The organism is Delftia sp. (assembly GCF_059499305.1).
This window is the reverse complement of sequence record NZ_JCABYI010000002.1, coordinates 142,083-157,634: the sequence shown is the minus strand read 5'-3', so window position 1 is coordinate 157,634 and position 15,552 is coordinate 142,083. Positions and strand designations below refer to the sequence as shown.

Here is a 15,552-nt window from a genome sequence, read left to right as displayed (position 1 = left end):
TCAGCGCCCTCCCCATTTGTCGGGGCGGGAAAGGCCGCGCGCCAGGCCTGCCGTGGCCAGCAGCAGCGACACCAGCGCGGCCAGCAATAGCCCGGCCACCACGGGCAGGCTCTGCACGATGGGCGCGCCCATCTGCAGCTGCTCTATCTGCAGCCGCGCATAGTGGGTATAGGGCATGGACAGGGCCCAGGCACGCGCCGAATCCGGCATGGCCAGCAGCGGAAAGCCCACGCCGCTGAACGCAAAGGCCGGCGCCGACAGCAGGCCCGCGCCCGACAGCGCCGTGCGCAGCGACAGCGTGAGCGCCGCCAGCAGCGCCCCCGCCGCCAGGCTCACGGCGATCAGCAGCAGCAGGGCCAGCGCCACCCAGGCCAGGCTGGCAGCGCCCTGCCCCGGATGCCAGCCCCGTCCGGCCGTGAGCCACAGCATGGCCAGCGTACCGCCCAGGCCCAGGCTGGCCCAGGACAGCGCCAGCTTGCCCGCCAAGGCGTCCGCAATGGCGCTCCAGCCGGGCTTTGCCGGGCCCGCAGCCTCGGCCATCCACTGGCCCAGCGTGCGGTCGCGCAGCTCGCGCCCCACGGACCAGGCGCCGGCCGTCATGCCCAGGATGTGCAGCAGCGCGGGAATCAGCGCCGCCGCCAGGAACTGCTCGTAGTTGGTGGAGATGTTGAACAGCGACACCAGGTTGGTGCGTATGGGCTCCATGCGCACGCGCAGCGCCTGGGCCGGGTCGCCGCGCTTGGCACGGGCCTGCATTTCCACGGCGGCCGACAGCGTTCCCACCACCTGGCGCAGGTCGCGCTGGATCAGGCTGGAATGCGTGGCCAGCTGGGCGTTGTGCATGAGCACCACGTCGGCCCCCTGGCCCCGCTTGATGTCGCGCGCAAAGCCGGGCGGGATCTGCACCACGGCGTAGGCATTCATGGACTGCAGCGCCCATTGCGCCTCCGAGGCATTGAGCGCCTGCGACTGCACGGCCAGGCCCGGCGTGGCATCCAGCATGCGCACCAGCTGGCGCGACAGGGCGCTGTGGTCCTGGTCCCAGACGGCGACGGGCAGGCGCTGGACCAGGCCTGCCGAGAAGATCCAGACCATGAGCAGCAGCGCCAGCAGCGGCACCCAGCTGACCATGGCCAGGTCCCAGGGCCGCCCGCGCAGCAGACGCCATTCGCGCCGCAGGCTGGCGGCAAAGGCCGTGGGCGGATTCGCGCTCACTGCCGCCGGCCGCTCAACGGCCGCCTTCCACGACCACGCTCATGCCGGGCCGCGCGCCCGCAATGGGCTGCTGCGGCCGCGCGCGGACCTCGAAGGTGCGCGCATCGAAGCCCTGGCCCGCACGCGTGGCGCGCCAGGTGGCGAAGTCGGGCAGCACACCCAGGTAGTAGACCTCGAAGCCGGCCTCGCGGTTGTCCAGGCCCGGCAGACGGCCGGTGAAGCGGCTGCCCTGGGCAAAGCGTGCAAGCTGGTCCTCGCGCACATTGAGCACCACCCACTGGTCGGCCAGATCCACCACGGTGACCACGGCCACGCCCTGCGGGGACAGCTCGCCCTGGCGGGCCAGCACCTGGACCACCTCGCCGCCCACGGGGCTGCGCAGCTCGGTCTCGGCACGCGCGGCCTCCACCTCGGCGACCACGCCCTGCACCTGGCGTGCCTGGGCCTGGGCAGCGCTGCGATCCTCCTGGCGCGCGCCCGAAGCCGCCATTTCATATTGCGCGCGCGCAGCCAGCGCCTGGTCGCGCGAGGCGCGCCAGTTGGCATCGGCTTCATCGCGCTTCTGGGCCGCAACCAGTCCCTGGTCGAACAGGCTTTGCACGCGGCGCAGCGAGGTCTGGGCCAGGTCGGCGGCCGTCTGGGCGCGCTGCCAGTTCAGGCGCGCCATCTGCACTTCCTGCGGGCGTGCGCCGGCCTGCGCCTTGTCGGCCTGGGCCTGGGCGGCATCGCGCGCGGCCTCGGCCTGGGCCAGCTTGGCGCGCACCTCGGGGCTGTCCATCTCCACCAGCAGATCGCCGGGCTGGATCTTCTGGCCTTCGGTGACCCGCACCTTGGCGATGCGCGCCGTGACCTTGGGCGCGATGTCGGTCTCGCGTGCCTCCATCTGGCCCTGGAAATACAGGGGGGCGGGCTGCGCCGCACGCCAAAAGCCCCAGGCCACGAGCAGCAGCACGGCCAGCACGATGGCCAGGGCCAGCCAGGGGCGCCTGCGCCCCGGCGGCACGGGCGCGGGGCCGGGTGCTTCGGTGGCGCTGCGGGGATGGTCGGGCGTGGCTGTGCTCATGGTGCGTCGGGTGGGATCTGTATGTCGGCCTGGGCCATGAATCGGTCGAATTCCTCGCTCTGGCCCGTGCTCTCCAGCAGTGCGGCCAGGGCCTGCACATACTGGTTGGCCAGTTCGGCACGCTGGGTCTGGACCTTGGCGAGATTGAGGCTGGCATCGATCAGGTCCAGCGTGGTGCTGGTGCCTTCCCGCAGGCCGGCCTCGCGCAGCCGCAGCAGCTCGCGCGCAAGATCCTCCTGGGCCTGCCGGGCCTGGTACTGGCGGCGTGCCTGCTCCACGCCCAGCCAGTTCTTTTCGACCAGCAGCGCGATGTCGCTGAGCGCCTGGGCTTGGGTCAGCTCGGCCTGCTCGATCTTGCGCTGCGAGGAGGCGGCCAGCGCATCGCGGTCGATGCTGTCCCACAGCGTCCAGCGCACGGCCACGCCAGCCACCCAGTTGGGCTTGCCGCTGGTATTGACCTCGCGCGAACCGAAGGCCAGCAGCTGCGGCCGGCGCAGCGCCTCCTGGGCATCGTGCAGCGACTCGGCCTGGCGCTTCTTGGCCTGCACCTTGTCCAGACCCGGATGGTGCGACTGGGCCGCGGTGACGAAGCCGTCCAGCGGCGGCAAGGGCCGGCTGCTGACGAACAGCGGCGTGCTGGGCAGCACCTGCCGCTGCGCCTTGACCGTGCGCGCCAGCGCCGCTGCGGCCAGGTCTGCGTCGTCGCGCGATTTGCGCGCCTGCTGCTCGGCGTCGGCCAGCGCGGCACGGGCCTGCAGGCGCTCCAGCCGGGAGATCACGCCCGCCTTGAGCATGCTTTGCGCGGCCGCGTCATGCACGCGCACGCCCTCAAGCGCACGCTCGCGCAGCCGTGCGGCCCGCTCGGCCAGCTGGGCGCCGAAGTAGCGCTGCACCAGCAGCGAATGCAGGGCGTGGCTGCTGCTGGCGGCATCGGCCAGGGCTTCGTCGGTGGCAGCGTCCAGGCCACTGCGCACCGCATCGGACAGGCCGCCCAGGTACAGCGGCCAGACCAGGGACAGGCTGGCCGAGGCATTCGTGCTCTTGCGCTGCAAGGCATAGGAGGTGGGCAGTTGCGGCAGCGAGGGAATGGCCGGCCCCACCGAGGGCGGCAGCTGGCCGAGGACGCCGTCCAGGGTGCGCCGCGCAGGATCGAGATCGATGTCGGCATTGGCCGAGTAGCGGTAGCCCAGGCCCGTGATGGCCACGGAAGGCCCGCCCAGCCCCTGCGTACCCTGGCGTCTGAGCCGCGCGCTTTCCACGGCCTTGGCCGAGGCGGCCAGTTGGTCGGAGCCCTGCAGCAGCGCCTGGCGGGCCTGCACGAAGCTCATCGCGGCGGCGGCCTGGGAGGCCGGAGCCTCCCCTGCAGCCTGGGCCGCCCCTGCGACCATGCCCAGCGCCGCCAGCCACGGCGCAAGGCGCGCGGGCCGCGCTAGCAACGGAAAAAACATGGAAGCGCTCAATGGCATGAATGGGGGCGCCTTGCGTGGTTCACCGATGGTGGCGAAGCTTACACGGGCTTGCAGGCGGGCTACCGTCGGACAAGGTCCTGTGCCTTGTGCCCCCGGCACTGTGCAGCAGGGTCGATTTGCCTGGCGTTCCATCCCATTTCTGTGCGCAGGTGCCGCGCCATGCCGCTACACTGGCGCCTGCCTGCGCGAGCATGTCCTGGCGGACCTGTCCGCAGGCCTTTTTTTTCTGCCCGGCATCGGCCCGATGCCCCGACTGACCACCATGTCCACCGTCTTCAACTTCACCTTCGTCCCCTGGTTCCGGTCCGTGGCTCCCTATATCCACAAGTTCCGACACCAGACCTTTGTGGTGGGACTGACGGGCGAGGCCATCGCATCGGGCAAGCTCAGCTCCATCGTCCAGGACCTGGCCATGATCCAGGCCATGGGCGTGAAGATCGTGCTGGTCCATGGCTTCCGTCCCCAGGTCAACGAACAGCTTGCCGCCAAGGGCCATGAGGCCCAGTACTCGCGCGGCGTGCGCATCACCGACTCCGTGGCGCTGGACTGCGCCCAGGAAGCCGCCGGCCAGCTGCGCTATGAGATCGAGGCCGCCTTCAGCCAGGGCCTGCCCAACACGCCCATGGCCGGCGCGCGGGTGCGGGTGATCTCGGGCAACTTCCTCACGGCGCGGCCCGTGGGCATCGTGGACGGCGTGGATTTCAAGCATTCGGGCCTGGTGCGCAAGGTCGATGTCAGCGGCATCCGCAGCGCCCTGGACATGGATGCCATGGTGCTGATGTCGCCCTTCGGCTTCTCGCCCACCGGCGAGGCCTTCAACCTGAGCATGGAAGAGGTGGCCACGCGCGTGGCCATCGAGCTGAAGGCCGACAAGCTGATCTTCATGACCGAGGTGCCGGGCATCCGCATGGACCCCACGGGCCCGGCCGATGAGACCAACCCCATCGACACCGAGCTGCCGCTGGCCACGGCCCGCCGCATGCTGGCCGAGCTGCCCACGCCCGAGCAGCCCACGGACACGGGCTTTTACCTGCAGCACTGCGTGCATGCCTGCGAGCACGGCGTGGAGCGCAGCCACATCCTGCCCTTCGCCATCGACGGCGCGCTGCTGCTGGAGATCTATGTGCACGATGGCATCGGCACCATGATCATCGACGAGAAGCTGGAAGAGCTGCGCGAGGCCACGCCCGACGACGTGGCCGGCATCATCCAGCTGATCGAGCCCTTCGAGAAGGACGGCACCCTGGTCAAGCGCAGCCGCACCGAGATCGAGCGCGACATCGCCCACTACACCATCATCGAACACGATGGCGTGATCTTCGGCTGCGCCGCGCTCTACCCCTATCCCAGCGCCAGGACGGCCGAGATGGCGGCCGTCACCGTCTCGCCCAAGAGCCAGGGCACGGGCGACGGCGAGAAGCTGCTCAAGCGCATAGAGCAGCGCGCCAAGGCCCAGGGCCTGGACAGCCTGTTCGTGCTGACCACGCGCACCATGCACTGGTTCATCAAGCGCGGCTTCCAGCCCGTGGACCCCGACTGGCTGCCCGAGGCGCGCAAGGCCAAGTACAACTGGGACCGCAAAAGTCAGGTCCTGGTCAAGAAGCTGTAACCCCCTGACGCGCTGTGCGCCTTCCCCCTCACGAGGGGGGCATACGGGCGGCCGGCGACACCCTCGGTGCGGGGGCGGCGCGGCCGGCCCAGGCCCTTCCTCGGTGTCTCTCGTCTTCAGGCCGCGCCAATTTTTTTGAAATCGCCCAAATCAAGCGACATGGTGGCGCAACTCAGCCTTGCACTGCTGCCTGCCAGCGTGCGGCCGCCTTGCCGGCCGCTGCCAGCGCCGCATCGCGCTGCGGCGCGTCGGCCGGGCATTCGGTGAGGTAGCCCGTCACCAGCAGCGGTGCGCTTTGCGGCGTGGGCCAGGCGATGACGGCATCGTTGGCCGTGCCGCGATCGCCGGTGCCCGTCTTTCCACCCACGCGCCAGCCGGCCGGCATGCCCGCGCGCAGGCGCTTGTCGCCCGTGCGGCTGGCCACCAGCCACTGCTGCAGCAGGGCGCGGCCATGGCCGTCCAGCACCGATCCCAGCAGCAGGCGCTGCATGCTTTGCACCATGGCCAGGGGCGTGGTGGTGTCGCGCTCGTCGCCGGGCAGGCCTTCGTTGAGCTCGGGCTCCATGCGGTCCAGGCGCGTGGTCTCGTCGCCGCTGGCGCGCAGCCACTGCGTCAGCGCCTGCGGGCCGCCGCTGGCGTCCAGCAGCAGGTTGGCGGCCGTGTTGTCGCTGAGCACCACGGCGGCCTCGCACAGCTCGGAGATGGTCATGCCGCCGCCATCACCGGCACGCGGGCCGCTGGCCGGCGAGTAGGGAACCAGCCGGGAGCTGGCGTAGTGCACGCGGCGCGACAGGCGCTCATCGCCCTGCTGCACGCGGTCCAGCACCTGGGCGGCCAGCAGCAGCTTGAAGGTGCTGCACATGACAAAGCGCTCGTCGCCGCGGTGGTCCACGCTGGCGCCCGACTCCGCCTCCAGCACGGCCACGCCGAGCCGCCCGCCCACACTTTTCTCGATGCGCGCCAGCTCGGTCCTGAAGGCCTGGTCGGCAGCCCCCTGTTTTTTTGATGGCAGGGCGCAGCCGGCCAGCCCGGCCGCCATCCAGGCGGCCGCGCCGCCCGTCATCAGAAAATCGCGTCTTTGCATTGTTTTTCCTTTTCAGTTGCAGATCGACAACCGCAACGATAGCGCCGCGCCCAATCTGCGACCAGCGTGAATAATTGGCAGCATCCCTTAGAAAAACTATTGGCTCACCATGCAACTGCCCCTCAATGCCCTGCGCATGTTCGATGCGGCCGCGCGCCATCTCAACCTGACGCGGGCGGCCGACGAGCTGTGCGTGACCCAGGCCGCCGTCAGCCAGCACATCCGCAACCTGGAGGAGCGCCTGGGCAAGCCGCTGTTCCGGCGCCTGCCGCGCGGCCTGGCGCTGACCGACGAGGGCCATGCGCTGTGGCCTGCCGTGGCCGAGAGCTTTGCGCGCATAGAGCATTCGCTGCAGCAGGTGGCCGAACCGCGCCCGCGCGAGGTCCTCACCGTGGGCGTGGTCGGCACCTTCGCCATCGGTTGGCTGATTCCCAGGCTGGGCCAGTTCCAGCAGCAGCACCCCTACATCGACCTGCGACTGCTCACGCACAACAACCGCGTGGACCTGGCCGGCGAAGGGCTGGATGCGGCCGTGCGCTTCGGCGACGGCGCCTGGCAGGGCACGCGCGCCGAGCTGCTGCTGCGCGCGCCGCTGACGCCCATGTGCACCCCGGCCCTGGCCCAGCGCCTGCGCCAGCCGGCCGACCTGGCCGGGCAGACGCTGCTGCGCTCGTACCGCCTGCAGGAGTGGGAGAGCTGGTTTGCCACGCTGGACCAGAGCGCGCCGCTGGCGCGCGGGGCCATGTTCGACTCCTCGCTGACGCTGGCCGAAGCGGCCGCCCAGGGCGCAGGCGTGGCCCTGCTGCCGGCGCGCATGTTCCAGCACCTGCTGCAGCAGGGCCGGCTGGTGCGCCCCTTCGAGCAGGAGGTGGACACGGGCGCCTACTGGCTGACCCACCTGCGCTCGCGCGCACCCAGCGCGGCGCTCAAGACCTTCAGGCAATGGCTGCTGGCGCAGCTGCAATAGCCACGGACGCCCGCGGCAAGACCCGCAGGCCGCCCGACTTTGGCCCCGGCGCTATCATCTGCCGCTTTTGGCCCATAGCCCCGTCCCCGCTCCATGACCCAGACCCTGCCGGTTCTCTACTCGTTTCGCCGCTGCCCCTACGCCATCCGCGCCCGCCTGGCGCTGGCCCATGCCGGCCTGGCCTGCGAGCTGCGCGAAATCAACCTGCGCAACAAGCCGCAGGCGCTGCTCGATGCATCGCCCAAGGGCACGGTGCCCGTGCTGGTGCTGGAGGACGGCCGCGTGATCGAGCAGAGCCTGGATGTCATGCTGCACGCGCTGCGCGCCAATGACCCGGATGGCTGGCTGGCACCGACCAGCGGCTCGCTGCAGGACATGCTGGCGCTGATCGAGCGCAACGACGGCTTTTTCAAGCACGCCCTGGACCGCTGCAAGTACCCCGAGCGCTATACGGCCGAAGAGGTCAACCACGCCCAGGCCGATGCCCTGACCTGGCTGGCCGAGCTGGACGACCAGCTGGAGGCCACCGGCTACCTGTTCGGCCAGAACCCCAGCCTGGCCGACATGGCCCTGCGCCCCTTCGTGCGCCAGTACGCGCGCATCGACGAGTCGCAATGGAACGAGCAGCCCTGGCCGCACCTGCAGGCCTGGCTGCAGCGCTGGATCGACTCGGCCCTGTTCGCCGAAGTGATGGAAACCTACCCGGGCTGGGTGCCCGGCACGCGCGGCCCGGTCTTTGCCGCCGGCGGCGTGGGCAGCGACTGACGCCTGCCCGCCCCGTGTGCCCTGCCCCGGGTCGGCAGGGGCTGCGCAAGGCAGGCAAAGCTGGCACAGTGGCAGGCTGTTGCCAACCGCATGAGCCTTCGCCGACATGACCCTCGCCACCCTGCTCGTCTTCTCCCTGGTCGCGCTGATCGCGATCATCACCCCCGGTCCCACCGTGCTGCTGGCCCTGGCCAATGGCTCGCGCCACGGCGTGCGCCGCGCCCTGCCGGGCATGCTGGGCGCCGTGCTGTCGGACTTCGTGCTGGTCGGCGCGGTCGCGCTGGGCCTGGGCGCCCTGCTGGCAGCCTCGGAGTTCTGGTTCTCGGTGGTCAAGTGGGCGGGAGCGGCCTACCTGGCCTGGCTGGGCCTGCGCATGCTGCGCAGCCAGGGCGGATCGCTGTCGGCACCCCAGGGTGGCGGCAAGGCAGAGGCCGGCGCCGACGGCTACAGCGCCCGCACCGTGCTGCTCAAGTCGTTCCTGGTCGCCGTGACCAATCCCAAGGGCTACCTGTTCTGCTCGGCCCTGCTGCCCCAGTTCATCGACCCGGCGGCCGCCCAGGCGCCGCAGTACATCGCCATTGCGCTGGTGTTCGCGCTCATCGATTTCCTGGTGATGCTGGCCTATGCCTTCGCCGGATCACGCGCGGCGCGGCTGCTGCGCGGGCGGGCCGTGATGTGGCTGGACCGCCTGTGCGGCGGCATGCTGCTGGCGCTGGCAGGCTCGCTGGCCTTCTACCGCCGCGCGTCGAACTAGGCGCGCCGCCCAAGAGCCGCGCCTCCCCCGCTGCGTCAGCGCGTCGTCCCCATGACATCGTCCAGCTGCAGCACGGCCGCCGCGTTGGCCGTGGTGGTGGCCAGCGTGTCGATGGCGCCGGTGCGCAGGGCTCCCAGGATGGCCGTGACCTTGCTGGATTCGGCCGCCACGGCGATGACGTTGGGTATGCGCAGCAGGTCCTCGCGGCTCAGGCCGATGACGCGGTCCTGCATGGGGGTTGCGGCCGGCTGGCCGTGGATGTCGATGAAGTCGTAGCCCATCATGTCGCCCACCGTGCCCGCGCGGCGGGCATCCGAGATCTCCTGCGCGGAAAACCAGCCCATGCGGGCCATGTTGCTGTCCACGCTGACATCGCCCACGCCGATGAGGGCGATGTCGGCGCGGCGCGCCTTGTCCAGGGTGTGCCTGACGGTGTCGTTGTCCAGCAGCGCCTTGCGCAGTTGCGGATCGCCCACCAGGGCCGGCGCATAGAGCGATTCGGACTTGCCGCCAAAACGCGCGGCCAGGCGGCGCGCGATGTGGTCGGCGTTCATCGCCTCCCCGCCACGGTAGGAGCCGCCGATGGCGCTGACGAAGTGGCACTCCCGCCGTGTGGCGGACAGGGCGTGCTCGGAGACCGAGGACACGTTGCGCCCCATGCCCACGGCCACGATGGAGCCATCGACCAGGATGCGCTCCAGCTCGCTGGCCACCAGGCCTGCCAGCAGTTCGCGCTGCCGGTCGGCATCCTTGTGGTCCACCGCGATCAGTGCGCGCTTGATGTGAAAGCGCTCGGTCAGCTGCCGCTCCAGGTCGGCGGACACCAGCGAATGCGGCCGCACGCGGATCTCGACAATGCCCTCTTCCTGCGCGCGGCGCAGCAGCCGCCCGACGGTGGCGCGCGAGATGCCGAACTCCTTGGACAGTTGGTCCTGCGTGCATCCATCGACGTAGTACAGGGTCGCCAGTCGCGTCAGGTCGCTTTCAGTCAAGGGTGCCTCCAAGGGTGCCGGGAAAGGCGCGCAGTGTAGCGCCGCTCACCGGGCCTCGCCAGCGTGGGGCAGCAGCAGGACCTTGACCGAGTCCATGGAATCGGCCACCCGGATGGCGCTCTCCCACTCCGACAGCGCATAGCGGTGGGTGACGATGCCCTCGGAGGTGACCAGCCCGCGCGCCAGCAGGTCGATGGCAATGGGGTAGCAATGGGCGCTGAGGTGGGCGCCGCGCAGGTCCAGCTCCTTTTCCTCGCCGATGATGGACCAGTCCACCGTGGTCTCGCGCCCGAAGACGCTGAACTCCACGAAGCGGCCGAGCTTGCGCACCAGGTCCAGCCCCTGCGTCACGCCCGAGGGCGCGCCCGTGGTCTCTATGTACACATCGCAGCCATAGCCGTCGGTCAGCGCACGCACGATGGCGCGGGCATCCTCGCGCGCGGGGTTGATGGTCACGTCGGCGCCGCAGCGGCGTGCCAGCGCCAGGCGCTGGTCCGACAGGTCCATGACCACCAGCCTGCGCGGCGTCTTCAGGCGCGCCACCTGGGCCATGAGCAGGCCCAGCGTGCCCGCGCCGGCGATGACCACCACATCATCGAGCTGGATGTCGCCGCGGTTGACGGCATGGATGGCGCAGGACAGCGGCTCGGTGATGGCCGCATCCTCGAAGGCCACGCTCTCGGGAATCCGGTGCACCACGGCGCGGGCGGACAGGCGCATGTACTCGGCCATGCCGCCATCGGCCACCTGGCCCTGGAAGCCGTAGACATCGTGCACCTCGCACATCCAGCGAAAGCCGGTCTTGCAATAGCGGCAGGCATGGCAGGGCACGATCTGCTCGGCGATCACCCGGTCACCCAGCTGCACGCCGTGGTGCTCCTGCGCGCCCTCGCCCACCTGCACCACATGGCCCCAGAACTCGTGGCCCGCGATCACCGGCGGGCGCACATAGGCGGGGCGGCCTTTTTCCGGATCTCCCCAGAAGCGCGGCGCGCCAGCCCAGCATTTGCAGTCGCCCGCGCAAATGCCGCAGGAAGCCACGCGGATGACCAGCTCGCGCGGCCCGGCCTGCGGACGCGCGACGCGTTCGAGCCGGTAATCCCTGGGGCCGTGGCATACCACGGCCAGCATGTTCGTATCGGCGGCGTCAGGCAGGGTGTTTTGCATGGAACTCTCCCGGGTTGCAGATGGTGGACAGGACGTGGGCGCAGCGCTTCATGCCCTGCGGCGCGAACTGTCGAGCAGCACGGCGCCGACGATGATCACGCCCTTGATCAGCTGCTGGTAGTACGAGGACACGCCCAGCAGGTTCAGCCCGTTGTTGATCACGCCGATGAGCAGGGCGCCGACGACCGTGCCGCCCAGGCTGCCCGTGCCGCCCGACAGGCTGGTGCCGCCGATCACCACGGCCGCGATGGCGTCCAGCTCGTAGGACACGCCGGCCTGCGGCAGCGCCGCCGTGGTGCGCGACGCCAGCAAAATGCCGGCCAGCCCCGCGAGCAGGCCGCTGACCACATAGACCAGCAGCACGATGGCGCGGGTGTTGATGCCGCTGGTCTTGGCGCTGCGCAGGTTGCCGCCCACGGCGTAGATGTAGCGGCCATACACGGTGTAGCGCAGCACGAAGGCGAACACCGCGACGGCAACGGCAAAGATCACGATGGGCATGGGCACGGGGCCCAGCTGGCCGGCGCCGATGGCAAGAAAGCCCTCGGGCAGCTCGGACACCGGCATGCCGTCGTTGTAGATGTAGGTCAGGCCGCGCGCCGCACTGAGCATGCCCAGCGTGGCCACGAAGGGCGGCACCGCGAACCAGGCCACCAGCAGGCCGTTGACGCCGCCCAGCAGCATGCCCACGCCCAGCCCGGCGCCCACGCTCACCGCCAGCCCCTGGCCATCGGCCGCCAGCCAGGCGCCCACCATGCCGGCCAGCGCCAGAATGGCGCCCACCGACAGGTCGATGCCCGCCGTCAGCACAACGCACGTCATGCCGATGGCCAGGATGCCGTTGATGGAGGTCTGGCGCAGGATGTCGGCCCAGTTGCCCCAGGTCATGAAATGGGGGTTGGCCAGCGCCAGCGCCGCGCACAGTGCAACCAGCGCGATGACCACGCCGTAGCGCTCGCGCAGGCTGCGCAGGTCCAGCGCGCGCCGCCCCAAGAGCGGCGGCGAAGATGCGGCTTGAAGATTCGTCATGGAGGACTCCCGCGTTGATGGAAGAAAGGCGTGGGGCCGGCAGGCCGCTCACTGGATGGAGTAGCCCCCGTCGATGACGATGTTCTCGCCCGTCAGCATGCCGGCGTGCGTACCGGCCAGGAACACGGCCAGCCGCGCCACCTCCTCGGGCTGCGCAAAGCGGCCCGTGGGAATGAGTGCGCGCATGGCCTCCCCCGCTTCACCGGCCCAGGCCTGGCGGCCCAGCGGCGTGTCCACCACGGTCGGCGAGATGGCGTTGACGGTGATGCCGTCGGACGCCCACTCCAGCGCCAGCACGCGCGTCAGCCCTACCAGGCCCGCCTTGCTGGCGCAATAGGCGGCATGGCGCCGGAGCGCGACCACACTGGCCTGCGAGGCCAGGTTGATGATGCGACCGTGGCGCTGGCGGCGCATGGCCGGTGCCACCGCCTGGGCCAGCAGCAGCGGCGCCGTGAGGTTGACGGCCAGCGTGCGCTCCCAGGCCGCCTCGCTGATTTCGCCGGCCGGCTCCAGCAGCGCCACGCCGGCGCTGTTGACCAGGATGTCGATGCGGCCCGTGGCCTCCAGCACCGTGGCCACCGCCTGCTCCACGCCCTCGGGCCGGGTCACATCCGCCGCCAGCGCCAGGTGGCGCCGGGGCTCCGCCAGGCTGGCAGCGGCCACGTCCAGTGCCTGCCGCTCCAGGTCCACCAGGACGACACGCGCACCGCCTTGGGCGAGCTGCCGGGCAATCGCCAGGCCGATGCCGCCCGCGCCGCCGGTGACCAGGGCCGTGCGGCCGTCGAAGTCCCGCTCCAGGCCGGCGGCGCTCATTTGCGCACCTTCTGCAAGAAGGCGTCGGCATTGGCGGGCACGATGGCGGTCCAGGGCACCTCGTAGGATTTGGCCGTGCCATCGCCCCAGGGCATGGCCTGGGCATACTCGCTCCATACCACCGAGCGCGGCCGGTAGGACGGGCCGACAAGCTGGCGCAGCAGCACATCCAGCGCGCCCTGCGCCTGGGCCTGGGCATCCTGGAAATTGGTGGTCATCTCCCCGCGCTTGACGGCCGTGATGGCGGCGGCCACGCCGTCCACGCCCACCACCGGAATGGTCTTGATATCGATGCCCTTGGTCTTGATGGCCTGCACCGCGCCCAGGGCCTCGTCGTCGTTCTGGGCGATCACGCCCTGGATCTGGCCCGGGAATGCGGTCAGCCAGTTCTCCATCAGTCCCATGGATTCGGCGCGCGACCAGTTGGCGGTCTTGCGCGCCAGCACCTTCACGTCCTTGTGGCGGGCCAGCACCTCGTCATTGCCGCGCGCCCGCTCGATCTGTGCCGACTGGCCTATGGGCCCCTCGATGACGACGATATTGCCCTTGCCGCCGATGGCCTTCATCAATGCCTCGGCCTGCATGCGGCCGGCCACCACATCGTCATTGCCCACGTAGGAGGTCAGCACATCGCCCTGCACGCGCGTGTTGGAGCCCACCACGGGAATGCCGGCCTTCACCGCCTTGTGCACGGGCGCCGCGCCCGCCTTCAGGTCGATGGGCACGAAGAGGATGCCGTCGTACTTCTGCGTGATCATGGTGTCGAACTGGTTGCTCTGCGTCAGCGCGTCGTAGTTGCCGTCGAACACGGTGATCTGCACCGTGCCGTCCTTCACGGCCGGATGCGCCTTCAGCTCCTTGGTCCACATCTGCATGAACTCGCCCTTGAGCCCATAGACGGCCGCGCCTATGCGATAGGGCTTGGCCGGTGCTGGTACTGGTACTGGTGCTGGTGCCGACAGCGGGGCCGGAGCCTGGGCCCGGACCTGCGCTGCGGCCAGGAACAGCCCACCGGCAAGCGCGGCTGCAAGCACGGTGGTGAAGCGGAAAAACGGCATGGTCATGTCTCCTGTGTGTTGTGAAAGGCAAGGGGAAAAACGCAGCACGGGCATCGCCCAGGCTCAGGACGCGAGGTGCATCAGCGCCTCCTGCGTGATGCCGTGGCCGGCCACCACGCGGTCAAGCCGGCCTTTGCGGAAGATGGCGATGCGGTCGCTCAGCTCCAGCAGTTCCGGCGCCTCGGAGGACACCACCACCACGGCATGGCCCTGCTCGGCCAACGAGGCCAGGAAGGCGTACACCTCGCGCTTGGCGCCTTCGTCGATGCCGCGCGTGGGCTCGTCGCACAGCAGGCAGACGGGATTGGTGGCCATGCAACGGGCCAGCACCACCTTCTGCTGGTTGCCGCCGCTCAGGCCCGAGACCGGCATGGCCGGGCTGGCCAGCTTCACGCGCAGGCGCTGCAGCAGGCCGCCCACCAGCACGCGCTCTGCCGCGCCATCCACCACCCCGGCGCGCTGCAGGCCCGGCAGTGCGGGCAAGCTGGTGTTGAAGCGCACCGAGGAGCTCATCACCAGCCCCGTGGCCTTGCGGTCCTCGGTCACCAGGGCCAGGCCCGCCTTGATCGACGCCGCCGGATTGCCGCGCGGCAGGGGTAGCCCGCCCAGGCTCGCCTGCCCCTGGTCGGCGCGCGTGAGGCCGTACAGGCAGTTGAGGAATTCGCTGCGGCCCGATCCCATCAGTCCGTAGATGCCCAGCACCTCGCCGGGGGCGACGTCCAGGCTGATGTCCTCGAACTCGCCCCGGCGCGTGAGCCCCTGCACCGACAGCAGCGGCTCGCCCGGCGCCGCAGCCCTGCGCTCGCTGGCGGCAGCGCGGACCTCTCGGCCCACGATGAGCTTCACCAGCTGCCGCCGGTCGATATCGGCCAGCGCGCCGGTCTGCACGAAGCCGCCATCGCGGAACACCGTGTAGCTGTCGGCAATGGCGAAGATCTCCGTCAGGCGGTGCGACACGTAGAGGATGCCGGCGCCCTGCGCGGTCACGCGGCGTATCGCGTCGAAGAGGATGGCGGTCTCGCTTTCGCCAATGGCCGAGGTGGGCTCGTCCATGATGATCAGCTCGCTTTGCCGGCTCAGGGCCTTGGCAATCTCCACCAGCTGGGTCTGCGCCAGGCTCAGGCGGCCCATCTGCGCGCGCGGATCGATATCGAAGCCCAGCTGCCTCAGCAGCGCATCCGCCTGCTCCAGCAGCGCGGCATGGCGGACCACCACGCCGACGCGCCGGGGCTCGCGGCCCAGGAAGATGTTCTCGGCCACGCTCATGCCCGGGATGGGCGACAGCTCCTGCGTGATGATGGACAGGCGGTGCGCCAGCGCCTCGTGCGGCGTGGCGAAATCCACCGGCCGGCCCTTGAGCAGTATCTCGCCGGCATCGCGCCGCAACAGGCCCATCACGATGTTCAGGAAGGTGGATTTGCCTGCGCCATTGCCGCCGCACAGCGCGTGCACGCTGCCGGCCTGCAGCTCAAGGCAGCCGTTGCGCAGCGCAGGCACGCCGCCAAAGCTCTTGGCCACGCCGCGCGCCTGCAGCAGTGCGGTGCCAGTGCGGGTGCCGGTGTCCATG

The 15,552-nt window shown here is 70.2% G+C and carries 14 protein-coding genes; 4 read left to right on the top strand and 10 right to left on the bottom strand.

Features of this window, described 5'->3' with window-relative positions; genetic code table 11:
• Genes AC5I49_RS01700 through AC5I49_RS01690 form a run of 3 tightly spaced genes read right to left on the bottom strand, consistent with a single transcriptional unit; the run spans position 1 to position 3,726 of the window.
• Positions 1-1,215, bottom strand: coding sequence for an ABC transporter permease (locus tag AC5I49_RS01700; protein ID WP_495788736.1), 1,215 nt, complete (start codon positions 1,213-1,215; stop codon positions 1-3).
• Between the two features lie 13 nt (positions 1,216-1,228).
• Positions 1,229-2,278 (bottom strand): HlyD family secretion protein, encoded by a 1,050-nt coding sequence (locus AC5I49_RS01695; protein WP_016448246.1) that lies wholly within the window; start codon positions 2,276-2,278, stop codon positions 1,229-1,231.
• Positions 2,275-3,726, bottom strand: a complete 1,452-nt coding sequence (locus AC5I49_RS01690) for a TolC family protein (protein ID WP_495788735.1) — start codon at positions 3,724-3,726, stop codon at positions 2,275-2,277. The genes AC5I49_RS01695 and AC5I49_RS01690 overlap by 4 nt, the downstream gene beginning before the upstream one ends.
• A 283-nt stretch (positions 3,727-4,009) precedes the next feature.
• Here AC5I49_RS01690 and argA point away from each other — a divergent pair, with 283 nt between their 5' ends.
• Positions 4,010-5,356 carry an amino-acid N-acetyltransferase gene (gene argA, locus AC5I49_RS01685; RefSeq protein ID WP_012206372.1) on the top strand — a complete coding sequence of 449 codons (1,347 nt, stop codon included), beginning with the start codon at positions 4,010-4,012 and terminating at the stop codon, positions 5,354-5,356.
• A gap of 172 nt (positions 5,357-5,528) precedes the next feature.
• Here argA and bla read toward each other — a convergent pair whose 3' ends face one another.
• The gene (gene bla, locus AC5I49_RS01680) at positions 5,529-6,440 is read right to left on the bottom strand and encodes a class A beta-lactamase (RefSeq protein WP_012206373.1); all 912 of its coding nucleotides are present in this window, start codon (positions 6,438-6,440) and stop codon (positions 5,529-5,531) included.
• A 109-nt stretch (positions 6,441-6,549) separates the two neighbouring features.
• Between bla and AC5I49_RS01675 the strand changes: the two genes are divergently transcribed.
• From AC5I49_RS01675 to AC5I49_RS01665, 3 genes are all read left to right on the top strand, one after another.
• The gene (locus tag AC5I49_RS01675; RefSeq protein WP_012206374.1) at positions 6,550-7,407 is read left to right on the top strand and encodes a LysR family transcriptional regulator; all 858 of its coding nucleotides are present in this window, start codon (positions 6,550-6,552) and stop codon (positions 7,405-7,407) included.
• Positions 7,408-7,500: 93 nt separating this feature from the next.
• A complete protein-coding gene (locus AC5I49_RS01670) occupies positions 7,501-8,172 on the top strand; it encodes a glutathione S-transferase (RefSeq protein WP_016453271.1) in 672 nt (223 codons plus the stop codon).
• A gap of 106 nt (positions 8,173-8,278) precedes the next feature.
• Positions 8,279-8,926, top strand: coding sequence for a LysE family translocator (locus AC5I49_RS01665; RefSeq protein ID WP_250439291.1), 648 nt, complete (start codon positions 8,279-8,281; stop codon positions 8,924-8,926).
• 35 nt (positions 8,927-8,961) lie between these two features.
• Here the strand turns inward: AC5I49_RS01665 and AC5I49_RS01660 are convergent, their stop codons facing one another.
• The 6 genes from AC5I49_RS01660 to AC5I49_RS01635 all read right to left on the bottom strand — a co-directional run bounded on the left by AC5I49_RS01660 (position 8,962) and on the right by AC5I49_RS01635 (position 15,551).
• Positions 8,962-9,918, bottom strand: coding sequence for a sugar-binding transcriptional regulator (locus AC5I49_RS01660; protein WP_012206377.1), 957 nt, complete (start codon positions 9,916-9,918; stop codon positions 8,962-8,964).
• A 45-nt stretch (positions 9,919-9,963) separates the two neighbouring features.
• Positions 9,964-11,085 carry an alcohol dehydrogenase catalytic domain-containing protein gene (locus AC5I49_RS01655; protein ID WP_046987526.1) on the bottom strand — a complete coding sequence of 374 codons (1,122 nt, stop codon included), beginning with the start codon at positions 11,083-11,085 and terminating at the stop codon, positions 9,964-9,966.
• A 48-nt stretch (positions 11,086-11,133) separates the two neighbouring features.
• Positions 11,134-12,114: an ABC transporter permease gene (locus tag AC5I49_RS01650; protein WP_495788734.1), complete on the bottom strand. Its 981-nt coding sequence runs from the start codon at positions 12,112-12,114 to the stop codon at positions 11,134-11,136.
• A 48-nt stretch (positions 12,115-12,162) separates the two neighbouring features.
• Positions 12,163-12,927, bottom strand: a complete 765-nt coding sequence (locus AC5I49_RS01645; RefSeq protein ID WP_252651842.1) for a GolD/DthD family dehydrogenase — start codon at positions 12,925-12,927, stop codon at positions 12,163-12,165.
• Positions 12,924-13,985, bottom strand: coding sequence for a substrate-binding domain-containing protein (locus AC5I49_RS01640; RefSeq protein ID WP_252651841.1), 1,062 nt, complete (start codon positions 13,983-13,985; stop codon positions 12,924-12,926). Before AC5I49_RS01640 ends, AC5I49_RS01645 begins: the two co-directional genes overlap by 4 nt.
• 63 nt (positions 13,986-14,048) lie before the next feature.
• Positions 14,049-15,551 (bottom strand): sugar ABC transporter ATP-binding protein, encoded by a 1,503-nt coding sequence (locus AC5I49_RS01635; RefSeq protein ID WP_495788733.1) that lies wholly within the window; start codon positions 15,549-15,551, stop codon positions 14,049-14,051.
• Position 15,552 lies beyond the last annotated feature (1 nt).